Genomic DNA, 25,625 nt, shown 5'->3' with positions numbered 1-25,625 from the left:
GGGGGGAGGTGAGGGGACGGGCGAAGCAGCGCCGGGCTGGGCGAAGGCGTTGACAGCCATTGAACACACGGTGCCCCGCAGCATGCCAACCTGCTGCATATCGCCCGACAGCTTGCACCACAACGCTCCGCCACAGCGGCAACCCGCCATGTCCGGCGCGCTGCACCAGCCTGGGGCGCTGCGTTAGACTGTCGCCCCTCTGCGGCCCGCCAGGCCGCCCTGCATGGATTGTCATACACGCATGAGCTGGCTCAGCAAATTGATGCCCTCCGGCATCCGCACCGAAAACACACCAGCCAAGAAGCGCAGCGTCCCCGAGGGCCTGTGGGAAAAGTGCAGCAATTGCGGGAGCGCGCTGTACGGCCCGGAACTCGAAGAGAACCTCGAGGTGTGCCCGAAATGCGATCACCACATGGCGATCCGCGCCCGCGCGCGCCTGAATTCGCTGTTCGACCCGGACACCGCGACCACTGAAATCGCCGCGCAGCTCGGGCCGGTCGACGCGCTCAAGTTCAAGGACCAGAAGCGCTACGGCGAACGCATCAAGGCCAGCCAGAAGGCCAGCGGCGAATACGACGCGCTGATCGCCATGCGCGGCACGCTCAAGGGCAATCCGCTGGTCGCCGCTGCGTTCGATTTCGCCTTCATGGGCGGCTCGATGGGGTCGGTGGTCGGCGAGCGCTTTGCGCGTGCGGCCGAAGTGGCGCTGGAAGTCGGCTGCCCGTTCGTGTGCTTTTCCGCCAGTGGCGGCGCGCGCATGCAGGAAGGCCTGTTCTCGCTGATGCAGATGGCCAAGACCTCGGCCGCGCTCGGCCGCCTGCGCGAAGCCGGCCTGCCGTATATCTCGGTGCTGACCCATCCCACGACCGGCGGCGTGTCGGCCTCGTTCGCGATGCTTGGCGATATCAACATCGCCGAGCCGCATGCGCTGATCGGCTTTGCCGGCCCGCGCGTGATCGAACAGACCGTGCGCGAAACGTTGCCGGAAGGTTTCCAGCGCTCGGAGTTCCTGCTGGATCACGGCGCCATCGACCAGATCTGCGACCGCCGCCAGATGCGCGACCGCATCGCCGAGCTCACCGCGATGATGATGCGGCAGCCGCATCCGCAAGACGCCGACGCCGCATGAGCGCACGCAAGTATTTCGGCACCGACGGCATCCGCGGCCGGGTCGGGCAGGGCGTGATCTCGGCCGATTTCGTGCTGCGCCTGGGCAATGCGCTCGGCCGTGTGCTGACCCGGGGCCGCAGCAAGCGGCCGCTGGTGCTGATCGGCAAGGACACCCGTATTTCCGGCTACATGTTCGAAGCGGCGCTGGAAGCCGGCCTGGTTGCCGCCGGGGCCGACGTGCAGCTGATCGGACCGATGCCGACCCCGGCCATCGCCTTTCTGACCAGCACGCTGCGCGCCGACGCCGGGGTGGTGATCAGCGCCTCGCACAATCCGCATTACGACAACGGCATCAAGTTCTTCTCCGCCGAAGGCGAGAAGCTCGATGACGCCACCGAAGCGGCGATCGAAGCGGCGTTGGACGAGCCGTTCCATACGGTGGAATCGGAGCGATTGGGCAAGGCCATCCGCACGCGTGATGCCATCGGCCGCTATATCGAATTCTGCAAGGCCAGCGTGGCGCGCGGTTTCACCCTGCACGGGCTGAAGATGGTGCTGGATTGCGCGCACGGCGCCACCTACCACATCGCACCCATGCTGTTCCGCGAGCTGGGCGCCGACGTGGTGGTCATCGGCGCCGCGCCGGACGGGCTCAACATCAACGCCGGCGTGGGCTCGACCCATATCGAGAATCTCGCTGCGAAGGTGCGCGAGTGCGGTGCGCACCTGGGCATCGCCTTCGACGGCGACGGCGACCGCGTGCTGATGGCCGACGACCAGGGCAATCCGGTCGATGGCGACGATCTGCTGTACGTGCTCGCGCGCTCGTGGCAGGCCAGCGGCCGGCTGGCGGGTACCGTGGTCGGCACCTTGATGACCAATTACGGTCTGGAACAGGCATTGGCTGCACTGAACATCCCGTTCCAGCGCGCCAAGGTCGGCGACCGCTACGTGCATCAGGCCCTGGTCGAAGGCGGCGGCACCTTGGGCGGCGAAACATCCGGTCACCTGCTGTGCCTGGACCGTGCCAGCACCGGCGATGGCATCGTCAGTGCGCTGCAGGTGCTCGAGGCACTGGGTCGCGACGGGCAGAGCCTGCGCGAGGCGCTGGGCAGCCTGAGCAAGGTGCCGCAGAAGACCGTCAACGTGCGCCTGGATGGCGGCACCGCCAAGGCCATTGTGGAAGCAGCCAACGTGCGCCAGGCATTGCAGCAGGCGCAGGCCGCCGTGCAAGGCCGTGGCCGGGCGTTCCTGCGCCCGTCGGGCACCGAGCCGGTGGTGCGGGTGACCGTGGAAGCCGACGACGCCGGCCTGATGCAGGACACGCTCGACCGGCTCTCGGGTGCAGTGCGTGACGCGGCGTGAGTCGATCGTCATTGGCGTCTGCGTGGTCATCGCCAAGGCCGCGACGTTTTACCTGTTGTATCGCCTGCTGATCTGACCAGCAGGTTTCTCTCGACCTTTCGACCTTGACTGCAGACATCCGTATGAGCGCGCGCATCCCCACGCTGGACATCACCCGTTTCGACACCGACCGCGACGCCTTCGTCGCCGAGCTCGGAGCGGCTTACCGGCAGTGGGGCTTTGCCGGCATCCGCAATCACGGCATCGCCCAGGCCGACATCGATGCCGCCTACGACGTGTTCAAGGCGTTCTTCGCGTTGCCGGAAGCGACCAAGCGCCGTTATCACGTGGAAGGCAGCGGTGGCGCGCGCGGCTACACCGCGTTCGGCGTGGAAACCGCCAAGGATTCCAAGCACTTCGACCTCAAGGAGTTCTGGCACATCGGCCGCGAGATTGCGGACGATTCGCCGTACCGCGCAGTGATGCCGCCGAACCTGTGGCCCAGCGAAGTGCCGGGTTTCCGCGAGCGCGGCTACCAGCTGTACCAGCAGCTCGATCAGCTGGGTTCGCGCGTGCTGTCGGCGCTGGCGCTGCATATCGGCCTGCCGCAGGACTACTTCGTCGACAAGACCAACAACGGCAATTCGATCCTGCGGCCGATCCATTACCCGCCGATCACCAGCGACGACATCCCCAACGTGCGTGCCGGTGCACATGGCGACATCAATTTCATCACCTTGCTGGTGGGTGCCAGTGCCGCCGGCCTGGAAGTGCGTTCCCACGATGGCGAGTGGGTGCCGTTCACTGCCGACGCCGACACCATCGTGGTCAACATCGGCGACATGCTGCAGCGCCTGACCAACCACGTGTATCCGTCCACCATCCACCGCGTGGTCAATCCGCCGGGCGAGCAGGCGCGCCAGCCGCGCTATTCGGTGCCGTTCTTCCTGCACCCTAATCCGGATTTCCTGATCGACGTGCTGCCCTCGTGCATCAGCGCCGACAATCCCAGCCGTTATCCGCAGCCGATCACGGCGCATGGCTTCCTGGAAGAGCGTCTGCGCGAGATCAAGCTGAAGTAACCCGGCGCCAGCGCCGGCACGCATCGCCCGTCGCCGGCAGCCGCGCTCGCAGCACCCGCCGGTGACCGGTGCCGCACTTCTGTTCAGAAAATCCCGCTCGCGTCTGGTTAAAGCTTGCGTTCACTCGGGCCGATAACCGAGGCTAATCGCTAGCGCGACGTCGGACTCGCCTGGCGCTCCGCTGCCGATTGCACAAGGCTGGGGGCATGCGCATGCGATGGATCAAATGGCTGGGTGTCGTGTCGGTGCTGGCGGCCTGTGCTGCCGTAGGATCGGTGTCGGCAACAGCGGTCAGTGTGACCGTCGCCGATGCCGGCGGTGTGCTGGTCGATGCGGTCGTGAGCCTGGAGCCGGCGCGGCCTGCTCCGCCAGCCGCCAGCAAGACTGCGGAGATGGATCAGGTCAATTCGCAGTTCGTGCCTGCCGTGCTGGCGGTGCGCACCGGCACCCTGGTGCGCTTTCCGAACAACGATCAGATTCGCCATCAGGTGTATTCGTTCTCTCCGGCCAAGCGCTTCGAGCTGCCGCTGTTTCAAGGCACCACCGCGACGCCGGTGCGTTTCGATCAGGCGGGTCTGGTCACCATCGGCTGCAACATCCACGATTGGATGCTGGGATACATCGTGGTGCTGGACACGCCGTATTTCGGCAAGACCGGCAGCGATGGCCGTGCCCAGCTGGAGGCGCCTGCCGGCACTTACACGCTGCGGGTCTGGCACCCGCGCATCAAGGGCGCTGCCAGCAGCGAGCCGTTGCTGATCGCACGCGAGCCGGTGCAGCGCCGCGTGACCCTGCAGACCACCGGCACCGCGCCGGCCGTGGCGCCACCGGATGCGCGCGTGCGCGCGCTGCAGGACAAGTTCCGTAACGCCGACCCGAAGAAGCCGCGCCCATGAGGTCGATGCGCCTGCACACCCGCATCGCGGCCTTGCTGGTGCTGGTCGTGCTTTCCACGCAGGCGCTGACCTTCCTTGCCGTGCAGGTGGCGACCGAGCGCAGCGTCAAGGCCCAGCTTGGCGAGGAGCTGGAGATCGGGCAGCGGGTCTGGCAACGCATCAACATGCGCCGCGACGAACAGCTGCTGCAGTCGGCGTCGGTGCTGGCCGACGATTTCGGGTTTCGCGCGGCCGTTGCAAGCGGCGATGTGCCGACCATGCAATCGGCCCTGCGCAACCATGCCGCGCGCATGTCGGCGCAAACTGCGCTGTTGTTGTCGCCCGATGGGCAATTCCTGACCGGCCTGGCCGACGTCCCGCAGGCCGAACAATTGCGTGCGGTGCAGGCATTGCTGCAGCAAGCGCAGCGCGATGGACGCGCGGTCGGTGTGGTGGCGCTGAACCAACACATCGTGCGGTTGGCGGTGGTGCAGGTGCTGGCGCCGAACCGGGTCGGCTGGATTGGGATCGGCAACGAATCCGGCGATGGCCTGGCGCAGGATTTCCGCACCACCACCGGGCTGGATGCGACCTTCTTCACCGATGGCCCGCCAGTGCGCGTGCTGGCCTCCACCCTGGAGCCTTCGGCGCGCGCCCAGTTTGCGCAGCAACTGCCCCTGGCCGAGAAGGTGCAGGCTGCATCGATCCCGCTGACGCTGGACCAGGCGCCCTATCTGGTCAGGCTGCAATCGATCCAGGGCGACAGCCAGGTGCGGGTGGCGTTGCAGGCATCGCTGGATCGTGCCATCGCGCCGTACCGCATCCTCAAGCTGCGGATCCTGCTGCTGGCAGGCTTGGCCACGGTCGCTTCGTTGGGCGTGGCGATTTTTCTTGCGCGCAGCGTGAGCAAGCCCGTTGCGCAACTGGTCCAGGCCGCACGGCGCATTCAGCGCGGCGATTACCGCACCGCCGTGCAGGTGCCGCCAGGCCGCGAACTCGCCGAACTGGCCGACAGTTTCGGGCGCATGCAGCACCAGATCGCCAGCCGCGAACAGCACATCCTGCATCAGGCCCGCCATGACGCCTTGACCGGGTTGCCGAACCGGATCTGGTTGCTGGAGCGTTTGAAGGAGGTGGTGGATCAGACCGTGGCATCCGGTGGCACCGCCGCGGTGCTGATCCTGGATTTGGAGCGCTTCAAGGAACTCAACGACAGCCTGGGCCACGATTTCGCCGACCAGGTGTTGGTGGAAGCCGGACGCCGGCTCGTCGATGTGGTGCAAGAGCCCAACCTGGTGGGTCGGCTGGGCAGCGATGAATTCATGGTGGTGGTGGCGCAAGCCGATGCGGCCAGCGTGCAGCAGGATGCGCAGCGCCTGCTGTTGCAGTTGCGCCGCCCGCTGGTGTTGCCGCAGGCGCGCATCCAGCTCGAAGCCAGCATCGGCATCGCCTTGATTCCCGAGCACGGCGCCGACCCGGACACCTTGTTGCGCCGCGCCGACATCGCACGGCGGCAGGTCGGCACGACGGCCACCTTCGGCGCCAGCGTCTACCGCATGGGCCAGGACGAACAGCATCTGCGGCGTTTGCGCCTCACCGGCGATCTGCGTCAGGCCATCGGCGCCAATGAACTCACCTTGCGCTTCCAGCCCAAGATTTGTCTGCGCACCGATCGTGTCGAACAGGTCGAAGTGCTGGTGCGCTGGCATCATCCGGTGCTCGGGCCGATCGGTCCGGACGAATTCATCCCGCTTGCCGAACACTCCGGCGTGATCCATCCGCTCATCCGCTTCGTGCTGGACGAAGCGCTGCGCTGCCAGGCGCAATGGCGCAAGCAGGGGCTGGAACTGGGCATGGCCATCAATCTGTCCGCACTGGATCTGTCCGATCCCGGCTTGCCGGACTTCGTCCGCGGCTGCCTGGAGCATCATGCCGTGCCAGCGCAGTCGGTCACGCTGGAATTGACCGAAAGTGCCCTGATGCGCGATGTCGAATTTGCGCTGCACATGCTGCATCAGTTGCGCAGTGTCGGTGTACGCCTGTCCATCGACGACTTCGGCACCGGCTATTCCTCGTTGGCACAACTCAAGCGCATGCCGGTGAACGAACTGAAGATCGACAAGAGCTTCGTCATGCAGTTGGCCGACGGCACCGACGATGCCTTCATCGTCCGCAGCACGATCGATCTGGGACATAACCTGGGGCTGAGCGTCATTGCCGAAGGCGTCGAAAACGCCGCGGCGCTTGCGCTGCTGCGCGGCTACGGCTGCGACATGGTGCAGGGCTATCTGTACTCGCCACCGCTGGAAGCAGCGCCGCTGGTGGCCTGGTGCATGCGTCAACTCGGCATGACCACGCCAGCCCATGCAGGTGTGCAGCGATGAGCGCCCATCTGCGTGTTGCGCTTCTTGCTGCTGCGGCAGCTGGCGTGTTTGCGCCGCTGCATGCGCTGGCCGGCGACGGACGCCTGCTCGCCACCGGCGGCGTATCGATGATCGAAGGCAGTAGCGGCGGCGGCATCGTGCCGTGGGCCACGTTGTCTGGGTACGGCACGCGCGACGAGCTTGGCACCGTCGCGTTCGCAACCCACGTCGACAGCGGCGATTACCGTCTCGACGTGCAGGGCGCCGCGCTCACGGTTGACAATCGGCTGGAGCTGTCGCTTGCCCGCCAGCGTCTGGATCTGGGCGCCTTGCAGGACCGGCTCGGCTTGCCGTGGAATGCGCTTGGCCAGGACGTGTTCGGTGCCAAGTGGCGCGTGGCCGGCGACCTTGTGTACGGACACGCGCCGCAAGTCAGCTTGGGCGTGCAATACAAGCGCCTGCGCAACGGCACCTTGCCGTTGGCGATCGGTGCGCGCGACGACCACGGCACCGACATCTATGTCAGCGCGAGCCGCCTGTTGCTGCAGGGCGCCGGCGGATATCAGCTGCTGCTCAACGGCACCTTGCGCGCTACCCGCGCCAACCAGGCCGGCTTGCTCGGCTTCGGCGGCGATCGCCGCAACAGCTATCGCCTGGTTCCGGAGGTCAGTGCTGCGGTGGTGCTGTCGCCGTCCTGGGCGGTGGGCGCGGAATATCGCGACAAGCCCAACAACCTCGGCTTCGCGCGCGAGCAAGCGTGGGCAGATGCATTCGTCGCCTGGTTCCCCAGCAAGCATGTCTCGTTGACCGCTGCCTGGGCCGATCTTGGCGATATCGCCACGCTTGCCGATCAGCGCGGCCCTTATCTCTCCTTGCAGGTGGCGTTCTGATGAACCGATGGTTGCGCTGGTCGTTGCTCTGCATGCTGGGCCTGACGAGTGCCTGCGCCAGCACGCAAGCGCGGCAGACGCTGTACGACGAACTCGGCGGCCAGGCCGGCATCGAAGCACTGGTGGAAACCATGCTCTCGCGCATCGCCGACGACCCTCGCATCGTCGACAAATTCGCGCGCGTCAATATCGTCATGCTCAACGAGCGCCTGGTGCAAAAGTTCTGCCATGTTGCCGACGGCCCATGCCCTGACACCGCCAAGTCGATGCAGCAGGCACATGCGCACCTGGCCATCCGCGAAGGCGACTTCAATGCCTTGGTCGAAGATCTGAACTGGGCCATGGATCAGCGCAAGATCCCGCGCCGCACGCAAAACCGCCTGCTGGCGCGCCTGGCGGCGATGCACCGGGAGATCGTCAATCACTGAGAACAGCGGGTGGTTCAGCGCTGGCGGCAAGCGCGTGAGCTGATGCTGGCTTGGACTTGCATGCGCATGCACCCAAATCATTTGACGCTCGACACCTGCGCTTGCGTACGCGTTGCAAGCCCTTCGGCGGCCCAGGCCCGAAGCGCGGCCGAGCTAGGCGATCTCTTGTGCACATGCCGCCTGCCGGTGCGTCACTCCAGCGGCCGCACCCGATGCGAACCGCGCGCCATCAGGCGGAGCGCAAACGCATGCGGCAACAGCCGCAATGCTGCGTTGACCAGCCGGTAGCGCCAGCCCGGCACCGCCAGCACCTGGCCGCGCTCCAGGGCGGCGATTCCATACTCGGCCACTGCGTCGGCCTGCAGCCAGGCCCAGTCGGGCAGGGTGGACATCGCCTCGCGGGTGCCGGTCACGTCATGGAATTCGGACCAGGCAAAGCCCGGGCACAGGGCGCACACTTTGACCGCGCAATCGGCGTTTTCCAGCGCCAGCGATTCGCTGAAGCGCAGCATGAAACTCTTGCTGGCCGCGTACAGGGTTTGCCCATCGGCGCTGGGCGTCAGCGCGGCGAACGAGGCCACGTTGAGAATGCGCCCCTGGCCGCTGGCGCGAATCATCGGCAGCAACCGCCAGGTGAGTTCGCACACCGCGCCGATCATCACCTGCAGGAAGCGCGCATGCGTGGCCCAATCGTTGCGCAGATACCGGCCCGGCACGCCGTAGCCGGCATTGTTGACCAGGGTGCCCACGGTCCAGCCGTTGCGCTGGATCTGCGCTGCCAGCGCTTCGGCCGCGGCGGGGTCGGCCAGATCGGCCGGCAGCACTTCCACCCGAACCGTGCCTCGCAATTCCTCGGCCAATGCCTGCAGCCGATCCACCCGTCGTGCGGTCAGGATCAGCGGCATGCCGCGCCTGGCGTATGCGCGCGCAATCTCGCGGCCAATGCCGCTGGATGCGCCGGTGATCAAGGCGAAGACAGGCGAAACGGACATGGCAGGTTCCTGGAAGGGGAGGGGAAGGACATCTGGCGGACAGAAGTGTGCCGGTTGCCGACAGGCCTTGGGCTATTCTGTCGCCTGTCTTCAACTCAGGAACCTGCGCCTGATGCGTCGAAAGATCGTTGCCGGAAATTGGAAGCTGCATGGCAGCCGCGCCTTCGCCACCGAACTGGTGGCCAAGGTGGCCGCGCACATGCCCCTGGAGGGTGTCGAAGTCGTCATCCTGCCGCCACTGCCTTACCTCGGCGACCTGATCGAGGATTTCGAGGCCCATCACCTGGCGTTCGGAGCCCAGGACGTCAGCAGCAACGAGAAGGGCGCCTACACCGGCGAGGTCTCGGCCTCGATGCTGGTCGACGTCGGCGCCGGCTACGGGCTGGTCGGCCACTCCGAGCGCCGCCAATACCACCAGGAGAGTAGCGAGCTGGTGGCGCGCAAGTTTGCCGCCGCCATCCATGCCGGGCTGATTCCGGTGCTGTGCGTGGGCGAATCGCTGGAACAGCGTGAAGCCGGTCAGACTGAGGCAATCCTACGTGCCCAGCTCGACCCGGTCCTGGTGCTGGTCGGCACTGACGGCTTTGCAGGCGCGTTGCTGGCCTACGAACCGATCTGGGCCATTGGCACCGGCCGCACTGCGACCCCGGAGCAGGCCCAGGCGGTGCACGCCTTCCTGCGTGGCGAAGTCGCGAAGGCGGATGCTAGAATCGCCGATTCGTTGCCCATCCTGTACGGGGGCAGTGTCAAGCCCGACAACGCCAGCGAGCTGTTCGCACAGCCTGACGTCGATGGCGGGCTGGTTGGCGGCGCATCACTGGTCGCCGAAGATTTCCTGGCCATCGCACGCGCGGCGGCCGCGTGCTAACCCATTAAGTTTTGTCCGGGGACGGATTTCGAAATGCTGATGTTGATCCTCAATGTGGTCTACGTGCTGGTCGCCCTGGCGATGATTGCGCTGATCCTGATGCAGCGTGGCGCAGGTGCGGCGGCCGGTTCCGGCTTCGGCGCCGGCGCGTCGGGCACCGTGTTCGGTTCGCAGGGTGCGTCGAACTTCCTGTCCAAGTCGACCAAGTGGCTGGCGGTGGTGTTCTTCAGCATCAGCCTGTTCATGGCGTGGTACGCCACGCACGGCGCACGTCCGACGGATCAGAACCTGGGTGTGATGTCGCAGTCGGCAACCCCGGCTCCGGCCGCCGCTGGCGAGCTCACCCAGCCGTTGCCGCAGGCTCCGGCCGCAGGTGCGGTGCCGACCGCTCCGTCGCAGCCGGCTCCGGCCGCGGCCCCGGCGGTGGTGCCTGCGCAGTCCGCACCGGCGCAGCCGGCGCCTGCAGCAAGCGAAGAAAACGCTTCAGAACCAGCACAAAAACGCTGAAGCCGGTTACAATACGCTGCGCACTGGGATGCCCAGCGGCGCAACGTATGCCCAGGTGGCGGAATTGGTAGACGCACTACCTTGAGGTGGTAGCGACTTAGGTCGTAGGGGTTCGAGTCCCCTCTTGGGCACCATTGTTTGGCTGCAGTTCCTGCGCATCGCCTGTCGCGCGCGGGGTCTGCCTATACCCCATGCCGGCACGCGGCGCGTGCGGGCAGAGGCAAGAGAGAATCGCTGTGCTGGCCGAATATTTGCCGAGTCTGCTGTTTCTGATCGTCGCCACCGGTATCGGCATCGTGCTGATGTTGGTCGGTCGATTCCTCGGTCCGCGTAGCCCGGACCCGCGCAAGCTCTCGCCTTACGAGTGCGGCTTCGAAGCCTTCGAAGACGCGCGCATGAAGTTCGATGTGCGCTACTACCTGATCGCGATCCAGTTCATCGTGTTCGATCTGGAAATCATCTTCATCGTGCCGTGGACGCAGGTGTTCATGGAGATCGGCGCACGTTCGCTGGTCACCATGGGCCTGTTCGTCGGCATGTTGTTCCTCGGCTTTATCTACGTGTGGAAGAAGGGAGCGCTGGAATGGGAGTGATTCAGACCCTGGATAGTCTGATGACCAACCCGATGCCGGAAGGCCGGGTGGAAGACATCCTGCGCCCGGAAGGCGAAAACCCGTTGCTCGAAAAGGGCTACGTGACCACCAGCGTGGATGCGCTGCTGAACTGGGCGCGCACCGGCTCGATGTGGCCGATGACCTTCGGTCTGGCGTGCTGCGCCGTCGAGATGATGCATGCAGGCGCCTCGCGTCTGGATCTGGACCGCTACGGCGTGGTGTTCCGCCCCTCGCCGCGCCAGTCCGACGTGATGATCGTGGCCGGCACCCTGGTCAACAAGATGGCCCCGGCGCTGCGCAAGGTCTACGACCAGATGCCGGATCCGAAGTGGGTCATCTCGATGGGCAGCTGCGCCAACGGCGGCGGCTACTATCATTATTCGTATTCGGTGGTGCGCGGTTGCGACCGCATCGTGCCGGTGGACATCTACGTCCCGGGCTGCCCGCCGACCGCCGAGGCGCTGGTCTACGGCATCTTGCAGCTGCAGAAGAAGATCTGGCGTACCCAGACGATCGCGCGCTGACACCCGTCATCTTCTACCGAGAGCAGCCAAGCCCCCATGGCAGAGCAAGCATCCTCCTTCACTGACCGACTTGCGGCACGTTTCGCCGGTGCGCAGATTGCCGTGGCATTGCCGCGCGGCGAAGTGACGCTGGAAGTCGCTGCCGCCGACTGGCATGCCACCTGTCTTGCACTGCGTGACGAGCTCGGCTTCGAACAGCTCAGCGACCTGTGCGGCGTCGATTACCTGGGTTACGGCAGCGACGAGTGGGATACCGCCGACGTGTCGTCGCAGGGCTTCAGCCGCGGCGTCGAGGGCAAGGCCGTCGGCCGTTTCGGCTGGGGTGAATTCCCCAGCCAGGAAAGCTCTGCTGGCGCGCAGCCGCAGCAGCTGCCCAAGCAGCGTTTTGCAGTGGTCGCGCAGCTGATCTCTTACCAGCACAACCAGCGTTTGCGCGTGCGCTGCTATGCACCGGACGAGCAGGTGCCGGTGGTGGCATCGGTGACCGACATCTGGCCGGGCGTGAACTGGTTCGAGCGCGAGGCGTTCGACCTGTTCGGCATTGTGTTCGATGGTCACCCGGACCTGCGCCGCATCCTGACCGACTACGGATTCGTCGGCCACCCGTTCCGCAAGGACTTCCCGCTGATCGGCAACGTCGAAGTGCGTTACGACGAGGAGCGCAAGCGCGTGGTGTACGAGCCGGTCACCTCGGTCGAGCCGCGCGTCGGCGTGCCGCGCGTCATTCGCGACGATGCCCGTTATGAGACTGCCGCTGGTGAAGTGGGCAAGTCGGAGACTGCCAAGTGAGTGAGTTCCGCCAGGCAACCGATGCCTTCGCGAGCAATCCTGTCGAAAGCAAGCAGGAAATCCGCAATTACACGATGAACTTCGGCCCGCAGCATCCTGCGGCGCACGGCGTGTTGCGCCTGATCCTGGAAATGGACGGCGAGACCGTGGTGCGTGCCGATCCGCATATCGGCCTGCTGCACCGTGGCACCGAGAAGCTGGCCGAGTCCAAGCCGTTCAACCAGTCGGTCCCGTACATGGACCGTCTGGATTACGTCTCGATGATGTGCAACGAGCACGCCTACGTGCGCGCGATCGAATCCCTGATGGGAATCGAGGCGCCCGAGCGTGCGCAGTACATCCGCACCATGTTCGACGAGATCACCCGCATCAAGAACCACCTGATGTGGGTCGGTTCCAATGCGCTCGATCTGGGTGCGATGGCGGTGATGCTGTATGCATTTCGCGAGCGCGAAGAACTGATGGACGTCTACGAGGCGGTCAGTGGCGCGCGCATGCATGCCGCCTACTACCGTCCCGGCGGCGTCTACCGCGATCTGCCTGATCGCATGCCGCAGTACAAGGAGTCGCGTTGGCACAAGGGCGGTGCGCTGAAGAAGCGCAATGCGGGGCGCGAAGGCACCATGCTGGACTTCCTGGAGGAGTTCACCAATACCTTCCCGGCACGCGTGGACGAATACGAGACCCTGCTGACCGATAACCGCATCTGGAAGCAGCGCACTGTGGATGTGGGCATCATCAGTCCGGATCTGGCGCGCGCCTGGGGCATGACCGGCCCGATGCTGCGTGGTTCGGGGATCGAGTGGGATCTGCGCAAGAAGCAGCCCTATGCCAAGTACGACGCAGTGGATTTCGATATCCCGGTCGGCACCAACGGCGACTGCTATGACCGCTACCTGGTGCGCGTGGCCGAGATGCGCGAATCCAACCGCATCATCAAGCAGTGCGTGAAGTGGCTGAAGGCCAACCCCGGCCCGGTCATGGTCACCAATTTCAAGGTCGCTCCGCCCAGCCGCGAAGGCATGAAGGACGACATGGAAGCGCTGATCCATCACTTCAAGCTATTCAGTGAAGGCTATTGCGTGCCGGCCGGCGAAACCTACAGCGCGGTCGAAGCGCCCAAGGGCGAGTTCGGTTGCTACCTGATGTCGGACGGCGCCAACAAGCCGTTCCGCGTGCATCTGCGCGCGCCGGGTTTTGCGCATTTGTCGTCGATGGACGCGGTGGTGCGTGGCTATTTGTTGGCCGACGTCGTGGCGATGATCGGTACTTACGATTTGGTTTTCGGTGAGGTTGACCGATGAAGGCGACGGGTAATTTCGAAGCGGCGCGCGACGTCGATCCGCAGGTGGTGCTGAGCGACAAGACGCGCGCGCACATCGATCACTGGCTGACCAAGTTCCCGCCCGACCGCAAGCGTTCGGCGGTGCTGCAGGGTCTGCATGCTGCGCAGGAACAGAACCAGGGCTGGCTGACCGACGAATTGATCGTGGGCGTGGCCAAGTACCTGGAGCTGCCGCCGGTGTGGGCCTATGAGGTCGCCAGCTTCTACTCGATGTTCGAGACCGAACGCGTCGGCCGTCATAACGTGGCGTTCTGCACCAATATCAGTTGCTGGCTCAATGGCGCCGAAGATCTGTTGGCGCACGCGGAAAAGAAACTGGGTTGCAAGCTGGGGCAATCGACGGCCGATGGCCGCGTCTACCTCAAGCGCGAAGAAGAGTGCCTGGCTGCCTGCTCCGCGGCGCCGATGATGGTCATCAATGGCCACTATCACGAGCACCTGACGAAAGAAAAGGTCGACGCGCTGCTGGACGGGCTGGAGTAAGACATGGCACATCATCACGCACCCTCAGGCCCGGTCGGTCCGGCGCCGCAGCCGCATCAGGTCGTCTACACGACCCTGCATTACGACACTCCGTGGTCGTATGAGAGCTATCTGAAAACCGGTGGCTACGCCGCGCTGCGCAAGATCCTCGAAGAGAAGATCCCGCCGGCCGATGTCATCGAGATGGTCAAGGCGTCGAACCTGCGCGGCCGTGGTGGCGCAGGCTTTCCGACCGGGTTGAAGTGGTCGTTCATGCCCAAGGGCACGATGCAGAAGTACATCCTGTGCAACTCGGACGAATCCGAGCCGGGCACCTGCAAGGACCGTGACATCCTGCGTTACAACCCGCATTCGGTGGTGGAGGGCATGGCGATCGCTTGCTACGCCACCGGTTCGACCGTGGGCTACAACTACCTGCGTGGTGAGTTCCACCATGAGCCGTTCGAGAACTTCGAACTGGCACTGGCCGATGCCTATGCAAACGGCTGGTTGGGCAAGAACATCCTCGGCAGCGGCGTGGATATCGATATCTACGGTGCGCTGGGCGCCGGTGCCTACATCTGCGGCGAAGAAACTGCATTGATGGAATCGCTGGAAGGCAAGAAGGGCCAGCCGCGCTACAAGCCGCCGTTCCCGGCCAATTTCGGCCTGTACGGCAAGCCGACCACCATCAACAATACCGAGACCTATGCGTCGGTGCCGGCGATCATTCGCAACGGCCCGGAGTGGTTCCTTGGTTTGAGCAAGACCAAGAACGGCGGCCCGAAGATCTTCTCGGTGTCCGGTTGCGTGCAGAAGGGCGGCAACTTCGAAGTGCCGCTCGGCACCACTTTCGACGAACTGCTGGAAATGGCCGGCGGTCTGCGCCCGGGTCGCAAGCTCAAGGGCGTGGTGCCCGGCGGCGTCTCGATGCCGGTGCTGAAGGCCGACCAGGTCGCTGGCCTGCAGATGGACTACGACACCCTGCGCGCGCTCGGCACCGGTCTGGGTTCGGGTGCCATCTTGGTGCTGGACGATAGCGTCTGCTGCGTACGTTTCGCCTGCCGCATCTCGCAGTTCTTCCACAAGGAATCCTGCGGCCAGTGCACCCCGTGCCGCGAGGGCACCGGCTGGATGCACCGCGTGCTGGAGCGCATCGTCGCCGGCAAGGCCACGATGGAAGACCTGCATCAGCTGCGCACCGTCGCCGGCCAGATCGAAGGCCACACCATCTGTGCGTTCGGCGAAGCGGCGGCATGGCCGATCCAAGGCTTTCTGCGCCAGTTCTGGGACGAGTTCGAGTACTACATCGTCAACGGTCGTTCGATCGTCGATACGCAAGTCGGAGTGGCTGCATGAGCGCCCAACCAGTGAACCCGAACGTGCCGCCGGATCATGTGACCGTCGAGATCGACGGCCAGAGTCTGGTCGTGCCGAAGGGCTCAATGATCATCCAGGCGGCCGACAAGGCCGGCATTCCGATCCCGCGCTTCTGCTACCACGAGAAGCTGCCGATCGCGGCCAATTGCCGCATGTGCCTGGTCGATGTCGAAAAGTCGCCCAAGCCATCGCCGGCCTGCGCCACCCCGGTGATGGATGGCATGAAGGTCACCACGCGCAGCGAAAAGGCGCTGAAGTACCAGCGCAGCGTGATGGAATTCCTGCTGATCAACCACCCGCTGGATTGCCCGATCTGCGATCAGGGCGGCGAGTGCGAGTTGCAGGACGTCTCGCTCGGCTATGGCCGTTCGGTCAGCCGCTTCAACGAGCGCAAGCGCGTGGTGCCCGACGAGGACATCGGCCCGCTGGTCGCCACCGAGATGACCCGCTGCATCCAGTGCACGCGCTGCGTGCGTTTCACCGCGGACATCGCCGGTACCTACGAGCTGGGCGGCATGTATCGCGGCGAGAACCTGCAGATCGGCACCTATGACGGCAAGCCGCTGACCACCGAAATTTCCGGCAACGTCATCGATGTCTGCCCGGTGGGCGCGCTGACCAACAAGGTGTTCCAGTTCCGTGCGCGTCCGTGGGAACTGATGGCGCGCGAATCGCTGGGTTACCACGATGCGATGGGCTCGAACCTGTTCCTGCACGTGCGTCGCGGCGAAGTGCTGCGCACCGTGCCGCGTGAGAATGAGGCGGTCAACGAATGCTGGCTGTCCGACCGCGACCGTTATTCGCATCAGGGCCTGTATGCCGAAGACCGTGCGGTCAAGCCGCTGAAGAAGGTCGACGGGCAGTGGACTGAAGTGAGCTGGGCCGAAGGTCTGGCCGCCGCTACGCAGATCCTGCGCGAAAACGCCGGCGATGCGCTTGGCGTGCTCGTGCATCCGTCCACCTCCAATGAAGAAGGCGCGTTGCTCGCGCGTCTGGCCGAAGGGCTGGGTAGCGGCAATCTGGATCACCGTCTGCTCAATCGCGATTTCTCCGACGCTGCGGTGGCCGAAGCCTTCGCCACGCCGCTGGCCGAGATCGAGCAGGCCGACGTGGTGGTGTTGTTCGGCACCAATGTGCGGCATGAGCTGCCATTGCTGCATGCACGTCTGCGCAAGGCGCACATCCAGAATCGTACGCAGATTCATGCGGTCAACCCGGTCGACTTCGATTTCGCCTTCACCCAGGCAAGCCGCACCGTGGTGGCGCCGTCGCAGTTGGCGGGCGCACTGAGCGATGCGACGCTGCGCGATACGGTCAAGGCTGCAAGCCGCGCAGTGGTCGTCGTTGGTGCGTTGGCCGAAAATCATCCGCAGGCTGCCGCGTTGCGCGCTGCCGCACGCGATTTTGCTGCTGCAACCGGTGCTTCGCTGTGCCGCATCCCGCAGGGTGCCAATGCCGTCGGTCTGGTGTCGCAGGGCGTGCTGCCCACCGCGCGCGATGTCGCCGGTATGCTGGCCCAGCCGCGTCAGGCGTACGTGCTGTATGGCATCGAGCCAGGCCTTGATTTTGCCGACGCCGCCGCTGCGCGCAGCGCTCTGGCAGGCGCCAAGGTGGTGGCCTTCAGTCAGTTCGCCTGTGCGTCCACGCGCGATGTGGCCGATGTGATCCTGCCGATCGGCGCGTTGCCGGAAATCGATGCATCGCTGACCAATCTCGATGGTCGCGTACAGACCGCACGCGCTGCTGGCCGCCTGCCGGTCGAAGCACGCGAAGGCTGGCGCGTGTTGCGTGCACTGGGCGGTGAACTGGGTCTGCCCGGTTTCGAATTCATCGATCTGGTCGGCCTGCGCGCCGGCATGCAGAACCGCAGCGTGACGCCGACGACCTCGGCACAGCCAGCGCCCGCCAGCGATGGGCTGGAAGTCGCTGCAACGGCAGCGATCTACCGCACCGATGCAGTGGTGCGTCGGGCTGCTGCACTGCAGTCGCATCCGCTCAACATCGCGCCATGCGTGGCGATGCATCCGGAGCAGGCGACGCAGTTGCACGTCCAGGCGGGTCAGATGGTCAAGGTCGGTACCGATGCCGGTAAGGCAACGTTGCCGGTGGTGCTGGACAAGCGCGTCGCACCGGGCACGGTGTGGATCGAATCCGGCCATGGCGCAACCGCGCCGCTCGGTGCCGGTCGTGTAACGGTGGTGGCTGCATGAACGAATTGCTGTTGAACCTGGTCGACCCCTTGCACCAGTGGTTCCTGGGGCTGGGCGATGGCGGCGTGGTGCTGTGGTCGGTCTTGAAGATCCTGCTGATCGCCGTGCCGGTGATCGTGGCGGTGGCCTTCTACGTGGTCTGGGAGCGCAAGCTGATCGGCTGGATGCACGTGCGCCACGGGCCCATGTACGTGGGGATGGGCATCTTCCAGGCCTTCGCCGACGTGTTCAAACTCCTGTTCAAGGAGATCGTGCAGCCAACCAGCTCGCACAAGGCGATGTTCGTCATCGCACCGCTGCTGACACTGGCGCCGGCCTTCGCCGCATGGTCGGTGGTGCCGTTCGATGCGAAGCTGGTGTTGTCCAATGCCAACGTCGGCCTGCTGTATCTGCTGGCGATGACCTCGTTGGGGGTGTACGGCATCATCCTGGCCGGCTGGGCGTCGAACTCGAAGTACGCATTCCTGGGCGCGATGCGTTCGGCTGCGCAGGTGGTCAGCTACGAGATCGCGATGGGCTTTGCGCTGGTCGGTGTGATGATTGCCTCCGGCAGCGTCAACCTGAGCCAGATCGTGTTCGCGCAGGCCGGCAACTCCGGCTTCTTCGACTGGTTCCTGATTCCGCTGTTCCCGTTGTTCATCGTGTACTGGGTCTCCGGCGTCGCCGAAACCAACCGCGCGCCGTTCGACGTGGTGGAAGGCGAATCGGAAATCGTTGCCGGTCACATGGTGGAATACTCGGGCGGCGCGTTCGCGCTGTTCTTCCTGGCCGAATACGCCAACATGATCCTGGTCAGCTTTCTGATCTCGATCTTCTTCCTCGGCGGCTGGCTGAGCCCGATCCAGGGTTGGGTCAATGCGGATGTTTCGCCGTGGATCGACTGGTTGTGGAGGGGCGGCTGGCCGTGGCTGCTGATGAAGGTGTTCTTCTTCGCCAGTGCCTACATCTGGTTCCGCGCCAGCTTCCCGCGTTACCGCTACGACCAGATCATGCGTCTTGGCTGGAAGGTCTTCATTCCGCTCACGATCGTATGGATTGCAGTGACGGCGTTGATGGTGTTTTACGGCGTGATCCAGAAGGGCGTGTAATTGATGAACAAGATCACCCATTACTTCAAGAGCTTGCTGCTGCTCGAGCTGCTCGGCGGCTTGTGGCTGACGTTGAAATACACGTTCAAGCCCAAGTACACCGTGCTGTATCCGATGGAGAAGTTCCCGCAGTCGCCGCGCTTCCGTGGCCTGCATGCGCTGCGCCGTTATCCCAACGGCGAAGAGCGTTGCATCGCCTGCAAACTGTGCGAGGCGGTGTGCCCGGCGCTGGCGATCACCATCGACTCGGCCAAGCGCGAGGACGGCACCCGCCGCACCACGCGCTACGACATCGACCTGTTCAAGTGCATCTTCTGCGGCTTCTGCGAAGAAAGCTGCCCGGTGGACTCGATCGTCGAAACGCACATCCTCGAGTACCACTTCGAGAAGCGTGGCGAAAATATTGTCAACAAGCCGCAGTTGCTGGCGATCGGAGACCGGTTAGAGACCGAGATCGCCGAGCGTCGCGCTGCCGATGCCGCCTTCCGTTGAGGTCATGATGGACTGGGTCACTATTGCTTTCTACGCCTTCTCCGCCGTCGCGGTCGTGTCCGCCGGTGCGGTGATCAGCGTGCGCAACCCGGTATACGCCGTGTTGTGCCTGATCCTCACGTTCTTCTCGATGGCATGCATCTGGTTGTTGGTCGGGGCTGAATTCCTCGGCGTGACCCTGGTGCTGGTCTATGTCGGCGCGGTGATGGTGCTGTTCCTGTTCGTGGTGATGATGCTGGACATCGATACCAGCCGCCTGCGCGAGGGCTGGGTCAAGTACATGCCGCTGGGCGTCATCGTGGCCGTTGCCATGCTCGCGCAGATGGTCACGTTGATCGGTGTCAAGGCGCGCAGCGCCACGCCGTTCCCGGCAGACAACGCGGCTGCGCAAGCGGCTGACAGCTCGAACCTGACCTGGCTGGCCAAGAGCCTGTACACCGAATTCCTGCTGCCGTTCGAATTTGCTGCGGTGATTCTGACGGTGGCGGTGGTGGCTGCAGTGATGCTGACCCTGCGCAAGCGCACTGGTATCAAGTTGCAGAATGCCGGCGAGCAGTCGCGGGTGAAGGCTGGCGACCGTCTGCGCATGGTCAAAATGGCGGTTGAAAAGCCGGTACAGGTTGCGCCGCAGATTGACGCGGCCGACGGACAGGAGGCGAAGTCTTGATTACCTTGGGCCACCTGCTTGGACTGGGCGCGGTGCTGTTTTGCATCTCGCTGGCCGGCATCTTCCTCAACCGCAAGAACGTCATCGTGCTACTGATGTCGATCGAGTTGATGTTGCTGTCGGTCAACGTCAACTTCATCGCGTTCTCGCGCGAGCTCGGCGATACCGCCGGTCAGTTGTTCGTGTTCTTCATTCTGACGGTTGCCGCTGCGGAGGCTGCAATCGGCCTTGCGATCCTGGTGACTCTGTTCCGCACGCGCCGCACGATCAATGTGGCCGAAGTCGATACGTTGAAGGGCTGACCTGTAGATGGAAATCACTCTCTCCAAGAGTCTGTTGATCGCAGTGGTGCTTGCACCGCTGGTCGGCAGCATCATCGCCGGCCTGTTCGGGCGCCAGGTCGGGCGCAAGGGCGCGCAGTACGTCACCATCCTCGGTGTTGCGGTCAGCTGCGTGTTGTCGTGCCTGACGCTGTATCAGCTGGTGGAGCAGGGCGCCAGCCCGTTCAACCAGAACCTTTACACGTTCTTTGATGTCGGCAATTACTCGGCGCATGTCGGCTTCATGGTCGATCGCCTGACCGCAATGATGATGGTGGTAGTGACCTTCGTGTCGCTGCTGGTGCACATCTACACCATCGGCTACATGGAAGAAGACCCGGGCTACCAGCGCTTCTTCAGCTATATCTCGTTGTTCACTTTCTCCATGCTCACGCTGGTGATGAGCAACAACTTCCTGCAGCTGTTCTTCGGCTGGGAAGCGGTGGGTCTGGTGTCGTACCTGCTGATCGGTTTCTGGTTCAAGCGGCCGACCGCCGTGTTCGCCAACATGAAGGCGTTCCTGGTCAATCGTGTCGGCGACTTCGGTTTCATCCTCGGTATCGCCGGTGTGCTGCTGTGGTTCGGCTCGTTGGATTACTCCACCGTGTTCGCTAACGCGACCACCATGGCCGGTGCCAAGGTGCAGCTGTTCGCGGGCCACGAATGGAGCGTGATGACGCTGATCTGCATCTGCCTGTTCATCGGTGCGATGGGCAAGTCGGCCCAGGTGCCGTTGCACGTGTGGCTGCCGGACTCGATGGAAGGCCCCACGCCGATCTCGGCGCTGATCCATGCCGCAACGATGGTCACCGCCGGCATCTTCATGGTGGCGCGCATGTCGCCGCTGTTCGAGCTGTCGGAGACCGCGCTGAACTTCATCCTGTTCATCGGTGCGACCACGGCCTTCTTCACCGGCCTGATCGGTATCGTGCAGAACGACATCAAGCGCGTGGTTGCGTACTCCACGCTCTCGCAGCTGGGTTACATGACCGTGGCATTGGGCGTGTCGGCCTATTCGGCTGCAGTGTTCCATCTGATGACGCATGCCTTCTTCAAGGCGCTGCTGTTCCTGGCGGCCGGCTCGGTGATCATCGGCATGCACCACGAGCAGGACATGCGCAAGATGGGCGGCCTGCGCAAGTACATGAAGGTCACCTACTGGACCAGCGTGATCGGTACCCTGGCGCTGGTCGGTACGCCGTTCTTCTCCGGCTTCTACTCCAAGGACACCATCATCGAGGCTGCCGCGCATCATGCGCATGAGTCGAATAGCTGGATCGCACTCTATGGCTATTGGGCTGTGTTAGGTGGTGTGTTGGTGACCAGCTTTTACAGCTTCCGTCTGCTGTTCCTGACCTTCCATGGCAAGGAGCGCTTCCGCGACGCCCATGCGCACGACGCGCATTCGCATCACGACAGCGCGCACACCGATGCCGAAGCGCAGGTTCATTCGCACGATGCGCATGGCCACGACGATCACGGACATGGTCATCACGGTGCGCACGAGCCGCATGAGTCCAAGTGGGTTGTGACGCTGCCGTTGATCCTGCTGGCGATCCCCTCGGTGGCGATTGGTTTCTTCACCATCGGTCCGATGTTGTTCGGTACCGACTGGCAAGGCAACCATGCGGCGCACGCCATGCAGGGCCAGGCAGTCTCGTTCTTCACCGGCATCGTCGATTTCTACGATCCGGCACGCGATACCGTGGGTGCATTGGCCAAGGAGTTTCATGGTCCGGTGGCATTCGCACGGCATGGCATGCTGGCCGCTCCCTTCTTCCTGACGGTTGCCGGCCTGCTGCTTGCCGCGCTGTTCTATCTCTGGAAACCTGAGTGGGCAGCGACATCACGTAAGAAGCTTTCGTGGCTGGTTTGGATACTTGAGAACAAGTACGGCGCCGACAAGGTTTGGATCAATGGCTTCGCCGGTGGTGGCGTGGTTCTTGGCAAGGCGTCACGCGCAGTCGATACCCATGTGGTCGACGGCGCTGCCGTCAACGGTTCTGCCCGACTGATCGACCTGGCTGCAAACCTGCTGCGTCGCACGCAATCCGGTTTCCTCTATCACTACGCCTTCGCAATGATCATCGGTTTGATCGCCTTGTTGGCGGTACTGATGCATTTCTGGCGTTGACCTGTACGGAATAAGAAAACGTGTCGAACTGGCCTTTACTGTCTATCTTGATCTGGCTGCCGATTATCGGTGGCGCCCTGATCCTTGCGTTGCGCAACGCCGAGACTGCCCGCTGGGCATCCCTGGCGGTAGCGGTGGCGACCTTTGTGCTGAGTCTGCCGCTGCTGGGCTACGACACGGCCAATGACGCCATGCAGTTCATCGAACTGCATGCCTGGATTCCGGCCTATAACATCGGCTACAACCTGGGCGTGGATGGCATCGCGGTCGCGTTGATCGTGCTGACCACGCTGGTGACGGTGCTGGCCCTGATCGGTGCCTGGCGCTCGATCGACAAGCGCATCAACCAGTACGTGGCTGCCTTCCTGATCCTGGAAGGCGTCACCGTCGGTATCTTCGCCGCCACCGACGCGATGTTGTTCTACGTGTTCTTCGAAGCCATGCTGATCCCGATGTTCTTGATCATCGGTGTCTGGGGCGGGCCGCGGCGCATCTACGCCGCAATGAAGTTCTTCCTCTACACCTTCCTCGGCTCGGTGCTGATGCTGGTGGGCCTGGTGTATCTGTATCTGAAGGGCGGCAGCTTCCAGCTCGCCGACCTGTATGCGCTGCAGCTGACAGCCAAGGAACAGACCTGGATCTTCTTCGCGTTCCTGATCGCCTTCGCGGTCAAGGTGCCGATGTTCCCGGTGCATACCTGGCTGCCGGACGCGCACGTCGAGGCGCCCACAGCCGGTTCGGTGATCCTGGCGGCGATTGCGTTGAAGATCGGCGGCTACGGCTTCCTGCGCTTCAACCTGCCGATCGTGCCCGATGCGAGTCATGAGTTCGCCTGGCTGGTCATCACGCTGTCGCTGATCGCGGTGATCTATGTCGGCCTGGTGGCGTTGGTACAGGACGACATGAAGAAGCTGGTGGCTTATTCGTCCATCGCGCACATGGGTTTCGTCACGCTCGGTACCTTCATCGCGTTCACCCTGGTGCGCGAGTACGGCAGCACCGATGCTGCCCGTCTGGGCTTGCAGGGTGCGATGGTGCAGATGATTTCGCACGGTTTTGTGTCCGGTGCGATGTTCTCGTGCATCGGCGTGCTCTACGACCGCATGCATACCCGTCGCATCGCCGATTATGGCGGCGTGGTCAACGTGATGCCCTGGTTCGCCACCTTCGCGATGTTGTTCTTCATGGCTAATGCCGGCCTGCCTGGAACAAGTGGTTTCGTCGGCGAGTTCATGGTCATCCTGGCCAGCTTCCAGAAGCATCCGTTGGTCGCCTTCGGCGCCGCCACCACGCTGGTGATCACCGCCGCGTACACGCTGTGGCTCTATAGGCGCGTGTTTTTCGGCGAAGTGGCCAACGCCCATGTGGCCGAGCTGAAGGACATCAATGGCCGCGAAGCATTCGTGCTGGGGGTGTTCGCCGCTGGCGTGCTGGCCCTGGGCCTCTACCCGAAGCCGCTGACCGATCTGATGGAGCCGTCGATCGCCAAGCTGGCAACCCAGATTGCCGCGACCAAGCTCTGACCGCTTGCCGTACGTTTTGATTTCCAGGATTTAATGATGACCACGCCAACGCTCGCGCCGTTGACCACCGCTGACCTGGCTCCGCTCGTACCGGAGCTGGTGCTGATCGGCGGCGCCTTCGCACTGCTGATGCTCGACCTATTCGTGAGCCAGCGGAACAAGGTCTGGACCCACCTGTTCTCCGTTGCCGTGCTTGCCGTGGTACTCGTGTTGCTTGCGACCGGCACGGGCGGGCAGGGCGATATCTTCAACGGTATGTTCGTCCGCGATACGGCAGCCGATGTCATGAAGACGGTGATCGTGCTGGTCAGCGGGTTGAGCCTGGTCTATGGCTGGACCTACCTGCGCGAGCGCAATCTCTACCGGGGCGAAATCCCGGTGCTGATGCTGTTCGCCACTGCCGGCATGATGTTGCTGGCCTCGGCCGGTAGCCTGCTGATGGTCTATCTGGGGCTGGAGTTGCTGGCGCTGTGCTCCTACGCATTGGTCGCCTCCAATCGCGACAACGGCCTGGCCACCGAAGCGGCGATGAAGTATTTCGTGCTCGGGTCGCTCGCGTCGGGTCTGCTGCTGTACGGCATGTCGCTGGTGTACGGCGCCACCGGCACCTTGAGCCTGGCCGGCATCCACGATGCAATCGAAGGCTCGAACGAACGCACGTTGCTCCTGACCGGCACCATCTTCATGATCGCCGGCGTCGCCTTCAAGCTGGGTGCTGCGCCTTTCCACATGTGGCTGCCCGATGTGTATCAGGGTGCGCCTGCGCCGATCGCATTGTTCATCAGCTCGGCGCCCAAGCTTGCGGCATTCGGTATGGCCTATCGCTTGCTGGAAGTCGGTATGGGCCCGTTGTCGCCGCAGTGGCATCTGCTGATCGGCGGCTTGTCGGCGGTGTCTCTGGTGGTCGGTAACCTGATGGCCATTGCGCAGAGCAACCTCAAGCGCATGCTTGCGTACTCGACGGTCTCGCATATCGGCTTCCTGCTGATGGGTGTGGCTGGCGGCGGCGAAGAGGGCTATGCGGCTGCCATGTTCTACGCGGTCAGCTATACCATCATGTCTACCGCGTCCTTCGGCGCCATTATCGCGCTGTCGCGCAATGGATTCGAAGCGGAAAACATCGACGACTTCAAGGGACTCAACGCGCGCAATCCGTGGATGGCCGGCCTGGTGCTGTGCACCATGGCGTCGCTTGCGGGCATCCCGCCGTTCCTTGGTTTCTGGACCAAGTTGGCGGTGCTGGGCGCGGCAGTGAAGGGCGACATGCTGTGGCTAGCCTTGGTTGGTGTGATCTGTGCAGTGATCGGTGCGTACTACTACCTGCGCGTCATCAAGGTCATGTACTTCGACGAGCCGGTAGGCGAGCCGTTGCCGGCCAATAACGATCGCGTGCTCGGCACCGTGCTCGGCGTCAACGCGCTGGCCCTGCTTGCACTTGGCCTGGCCTGGAGCCCGATCATGGTGTGGTGCCAGCGCGCGTTCGCCGGGCTCGCCTGAGACCGCCATGTTGGCGCGACGCAAGACGGTGTCGCGCAGCCGGTGTGGCGCCGCTCTGAAATACGGCTGCGTTGACTGTTTCGTTTTTGTTGCAATGCGGGTATTATTCGCCGCGACGTTG

24 protein-coding genes and 1 tRNA gene are annotated in these 25,625 nt (G+C 63.8%); 24 read left to right on the top strand and 1 reads right to left on the bottom strand.

The features are described from left to right. Nucleotides 1-241: 241 nt before the first annotated feature. The 7 genes from accD (at nucleotide 242) to ACCQ00_RS13440 (ending at nucleotide 8,092) form a co-directional block, all read left to right on the top strand. Complete coding sequence (accD, locus tag ACCQ00_RS13470; protein WP_003485520.1) at nucleotides 242-1,129, top strand: acetyl-CoA carboxylase, carboxyltransferase subunit beta; 888 nt, start codon at nucleotides 242-244, stop codon at nucleotides 1,127-1,129. After that, nucleotides 1,126-2,475, top strand: a complete 1,350-nt coding sequence (gene glmM / locus ACCQ00_RS13465; RefSeq protein WP_039567200.1) for a phosphoglucosamine mutase — start codon at nucleotides 1,126-1,128, stop codon at nucleotides 2,473-2,475. Before accD ends, glmM begins: the two co-directional genes overlap by 4 nt. Nucleotides 2,476-2,597: 122 nt before the next feature. Beyond that, complete coding sequence (locus tag ACCQ00_RS13460) at nucleotides 2,598-3,536, top strand: isopenicillin N synthase family dioxygenase (RefSeq protein WP_039567198.1); 939 nt, start codon at nucleotides 2,598-2,600, stop codon at nucleotides 3,534-3,536. Nucleotides 3,537-3,748: 212 nt separating this feature from the next. Next, the gene (locus ACCQ00_RS13455) at nucleotides 3,749-4,432 is read left to right on the top strand and encodes a methylamine utilization protein (RefSeq protein ID WP_039567232.1); all 684 of its coding nucleotides are present in this window, start codon (nucleotides 3,749-3,751) and stop codon (nucleotides 4,430-4,432) included. Next, entirely contained in the window at nucleotides 4,429-6,795 is a 2,367-nt protein-coding gene (locus ACCQ00_RS13450; RefSeq protein ID WP_372353951.1) for a putative bifunctional diguanylate cyclase/phosphodiesterase, read from the top strand. The genes ACCQ00_RS13455 and ACCQ00_RS13450 overlap by 4 nt, the downstream gene beginning before the upstream one ends. After that, nucleotides 6,792-7,664, top strand: a complete 873-nt coding sequence (locus tag ACCQ00_RS13445) for a DUF3034 family protein (protein ID WP_039567195.1) — start codon at nucleotides 6,792-6,794, stop codon at nucleotides 7,662-7,664. Before ACCQ00_RS13450 ends, ACCQ00_RS13445 begins: the two co-directional genes overlap by 4 nt. Then, a complete protein-coding gene (locus ACCQ00_RS13440; RefSeq protein WP_039567194.1) occupies nucleotides 7,664-8,092 on the top strand; it encodes a group I truncated hemoglobin in 429 nt (142 codons plus the stop codon). Before ACCQ00_RS13445 ends, ACCQ00_RS13440 begins: the two co-directional genes overlap by 1 nt. Before the next feature lie 191 nt (nucleotides 8,093-8,283). Here ACCQ00_RS13440 and ACCQ00_RS13435 read toward each other — a convergent pair whose 3' ends face one another. Beyond that, nucleotides 8,284-9,084: an SDR family NAD(P)-dependent oxidoreductase gene (locus tag ACCQ00_RS13435; RefSeq protein ID WP_039567192.1), complete on the bottom strand. Its 801-nt coding sequence runs from the start codon at nucleotides 9,082-9,084 to the stop codon at nucleotides 8,284-8,286. A 112-nt stretch (nucleotides 9,085-9,196) separates the two neighbouring features. Here ACCQ00_RS13435 and tpiA point away from each other — a divergent pair, with 112 nt between their 5' ends. The 17 genes from tpiA to nuoN all read left to right on the top strand — a co-directional run bounded on the left by tpiA (nucleotide 9,197) and on the right by nuoN (nucleotide 25,504). Then, a complete protein-coding gene (gene tpiA, locus ACCQ00_RS13430; RefSeq protein WP_039567191.1) occupies nucleotides 9,197-9,952 on the top strand; it encodes a triose-phosphate isomerase in 756 nt (251 codons plus the stop codon). A gap of 33 nt (nucleotides 9,953-9,985) precedes the next feature. Then, a complete protein-coding gene (gene secG, locus ACCQ00_RS13425) occupies nucleotides 9,986-10,459 on the top strand; it encodes a preprotein translocase subunit SecG (RefSeq protein WP_017159230.1) in 474 nt (157 codons plus the stop codon). Nucleotides 10,460-10,508: 49 nt separating this feature from the next. After that, nucleotides 10,509-10,593 (top strand) — tRNA-Leu (locus ACCQ00_RS13420). 102 nt (nucleotides 10,594-10,695) lie between these two features. Then, on the top strand, nucleotides 10,696-11,052 hold the full coding sequence (locus tag ACCQ00_RS13415) for an NADH-quinone oxidoreductase subunit A (RefSeq protein WP_003485539.1): 357 nt from the start codon (nucleotides 10,696-10,698) through the stop codon (nucleotides 11,050-11,052). Further along, a complete protein-coding gene (locus tag ACCQ00_RS13410; protein ID WP_005914280.1) occupies nucleotides 11,043-11,597 on the top strand; it encodes a NuoB/complex I 20 kDa subunit family protein in 555 nt (184 codons plus the stop codon). Before ACCQ00_RS13415 ends, ACCQ00_RS13410 begins: the two co-directional genes overlap by 10 nt. Nucleotides 11,598-11,633: 36 nt before the next feature. Then, nucleotides 11,634-12,386 carry an NADH-quinone oxidoreductase subunit C gene (locus ACCQ00_RS13405; protein WP_017156092.1) on the top strand — a complete coding sequence of 251 codons (753 nt, stop codon included), beginning with the start codon at nucleotides 11,634-11,636 and terminating at the stop codon, nucleotides 12,384-12,386. After that, entirely contained in the window at nucleotides 12,383-13,690 is a 1,308-nt protein-coding gene (locus ACCQ00_RS13400) for an NADH-quinone oxidoreductase subunit D (RefSeq protein WP_008570969.1), read from the top strand. The genes ACCQ00_RS13405 and ACCQ00_RS13400 overlap by 4 nt, the downstream gene beginning before the upstream one ends. Continuing rightward, the gene (gene nuoE, locus ACCQ00_RS13395) at nucleotides 13,687-14,214 is read left to right on the top strand and encodes an NADH-quinone oxidoreductase subunit NuoE (RefSeq protein WP_003485548.1); all 528 of its coding nucleotides are present in this window, start codon (nucleotides 13,687-13,689) and stop codon (nucleotides 14,212-14,214) included. Before ACCQ00_RS13400 ends, nuoE begins: the two co-directional genes overlap by 4 nt. A 3-nt stretch (nucleotides 14,215-14,217) precedes the next feature. Continuing rightward, complete coding sequence (nuoF, locus tag ACCQ00_RS13390) at nucleotides 14,218-15,552, top strand: NADH-quinone oxidoreductase subunit NuoF (RefSeq protein ID WP_039567190.1); 1,335 nt, start codon at nucleotides 14,218-14,220, stop codon at nucleotides 15,550-15,552. After that, entirely contained in the window at nucleotides 15,549-17,783 is a 2,235-nt protein-coding gene (nuoG, locus tag ACCQ00_RS13385) for an NADH-quinone oxidoreductase subunit NuoG (RefSeq protein ID WP_039567189.1), read from the top strand. The genes nuoF and nuoG overlap by 4 nt, the downstream gene beginning before the upstream one ends. Next, on the top strand, nucleotides 17,780-18,871 hold the full coding sequence (gene nuoH / locus ACCQ00_RS13380; RefSeq protein ID WP_039567188.1) for an NADH-quinone oxidoreductase subunit NuoH: 1,092 nt from the start codon (nucleotides 17,780-17,782) through the stop codon (nucleotides 18,869-18,871). Before nuoG ends, nuoH begins: the two co-directional genes overlap by 4 nt. A gap of 3 nt (nucleotides 18,872-18,874) precedes the next feature. Next, complete coding sequence (nuoI, locus tag ACCQ00_RS13375) at nucleotides 18,875-19,363, top strand: NADH-quinone oxidoreductase subunit NuoI (RefSeq protein WP_003485557.1); 489 nt, start codon at nucleotides 18,875-18,877, stop codon at nucleotides 19,361-19,363. Between the two features lie 4 nt (nucleotides 19,364-19,367). Continuing rightward, complete coding sequence (locus ACCQ00_RS13370) at nucleotides 19,368-20,030, top strand: NADH-quinone oxidoreductase subunit J (protein ID WP_011051772.1); 663 nt, start codon at nucleotides 19,368-19,370, stop codon at nucleotides 20,028-20,030. Further along, nucleotides 20,027-20,332, top strand: a complete 306-nt coding sequence (nuoK, locus tag ACCQ00_RS13365; protein WP_005914274.1) for an NADH-quinone oxidoreductase subunit NuoK — start codon at nucleotides 20,027-20,029, stop codon at nucleotides 20,330-20,332. The genes ACCQ00_RS13370 and nuoK overlap by 4 nt, the downstream gene beginning before the upstream one ends. 7 nt (nucleotides 20,333-20,339) lie before the next feature. Then, nucleotides 20,340-22,484 carry an NADH-quinone oxidoreductase subunit L gene (gene nuoL / locus ACCQ00_RS13360; protein WP_039567187.1) on the top strand — a complete coding sequence of 715 codons (2,145 nt, stop codon included), beginning with the start codon at nucleotides 20,340-20,342 and terminating at the stop codon, nucleotides 22,482-22,484. Between the two features lie 20 nt (nucleotides 22,485-22,504). Next, a complete protein-coding gene (locus ACCQ00_RS13355) occupies nucleotides 22,505-24,007 on the top strand; it encodes an NADH-quinone oxidoreductase subunit M (RefSeq protein WP_039567186.1) in 1,503 nt (500 codons plus the stop codon). 36 nt (nucleotides 24,008-24,043) lie between these two features. After that, nucleotides 24,044-25,504, top strand: coding sequence for an NADH-quinone oxidoreductase subunit NuoN (gene nuoN / locus ACCQ00_RS13350; RefSeq protein ID WP_372353950.1), 1,461 nt, complete (start codon nucleotides 24,044-24,046; stop codon nucleotides 25,502-25,504). The last annotated feature ends 121 nt before the right edge of the window (nucleotides 25,505-25,625 follow it).

This window comes from Xanthomonas sp. NCPPB 3761 (assembly GCF_041475705.2).
In the GTDB taxonomy this organism is placed as follows: domain Bacteria; phylum Pseudomonadota; class Gammaproteobacteria; order Xanthomonadales; family Xanthomonadaceae; genus Xanthomonas; species Xanthomonas phaseoli.
This window is presented reverse-complemented; position numbering and strand designations above follow the sequence as displayed.

Bases quoted from the DNA above. Each gene is read 5' to 3' on its own strand.
- nuoG (WP_039567189.1), top strand. From the start codon at position 15,549: ATGAGCGCCCAACCAGTGAACCCGAACGTGCCGCCGGATCATGTGACC.
- ACCQ00_RS13455 (WP_039567232.1), top strand. From the start codon at position 3,749: ATGCGATGGATCAAATGGCTGGGTGTCGTGTCGGTGCTGGCGGCCTGT.
- nuoL (WP_039567187.1), top strand. From the start codon at position 20,340: ATGGAAATCACTCTCTCCAAGAGTCTGTTGATCGCAGTGGTGCTTGCA.
- nuoF (WP_039567190.1), top strand. From the start codon at position 14,218: ATGGCACATCATCACGCACCCTCAGGCCCGGTCGGTCCGGCGCCGCAG.
- nuoN (WP_372353950.1), top strand. From the start codon at position 24,044: ATGACCACGCCAACGCTCGCGCCGTTGACCACCGCTGACCTGGCTCCG.
- accD (WP_003485520.1), top strand. From the start codon at position 242: ATGAGCTGGCTCAGCAAATTGATGCCCTCCGGCATCCGCACCGAAAAC.
- ACCQ00_RS13440 (WP_039567194.1), top strand. From the start codon at position 7,664: ATGAACCGATGGTTGCGCTGGTCGTTGCTCTGCATGCTGGGCCTGACG.
- ACCQ00_RS13405 (WP_017156092.1), top strand. From the start codon at position 11,634: ATGGCAGAGCAAGCATCCTCCTTCACTGACCGACTTGCGGCACGTTTC.
- nuoI (WP_003485557.1), top strand. From the start codon at position 18,875: ATGAACAAGATCACCCATTACTTCAAGAGCTTGCTGCTGCTCGAGCTG.
- glmM (WP_039567200.1), top strand. From the start codon at position 1,126: ATGAGCGCACGCAAGTATTTCGGCACCGACGGCATCCGCGGCCGGGTC.
- ACCQ00_RS13410 (WP_005914280.1), top strand. From the start codon at position 11,043: ATGGGAGTGATTCAGACCCTGGATAGTCTGATGACCAACCCGATGCCG.
- secG (WP_017159230.1), top strand. From the start codon at position 9,986: ATGCTGATGTTGATCCTCAATGTGGTCTACGTGCTGGTCGCCCTGGCG.
- ACCQ00_RS13460 (WP_039567198.1), top strand. From the start codon at position 2,598: ATGAGCGCGCGCATCCCCACGCTGGACATCACCCGTTTCGACACCGAC.
- ACCQ00_RS13435 (WP_039567192.1), bottom strand. From the start codon at position 9,084: ATGTCCGTTTCGCCTGTCTTCGCCTTGATCACCGGCGCATCCAGCGGC.
- ACCQ00_RS13450 (WP_372353951.1), top strand. From the start codon at position 4,429: ATGAGGTCGATGCGCCTGCACACCCGCATCGCGGCCTTGCTGGTGCTG.
- tpiA (WP_039567191.1), top strand. From the start codon at position 9,197: ATGCGTCGAAAGATCGTTGCCGGAAATTGGAAGCTGCATGGCAGCCGC.
- nuoH (WP_039567188.1), top strand. From the start codon at position 17,780: ATGAACGAATTGCTGTTGAACCTGGTCGACCCCTTGCACCAGTGGTTC.
- ACCQ00_RS13370 (WP_011051772.1), top strand. From the start codon at position 19,368: ATGATGGACTGGGTCACTATTGCTTTCTACGCCTTCTCCGCCGTCGCG.
- nuoE (WP_003485548.1), top strand. From the start codon at position 13,687: ATGAAGGCGACGGGTAATTTCGAAGCGGCGCGCGACGTCGATCCGCAG.
- ACCQ00_RS13445 (WP_039567195.1), top strand. From the start codon at position 6,792: ATGAGCGCCCATCTGCGTGTTGCGCTTCTTGCTGCTGCGGCAGCTGGC.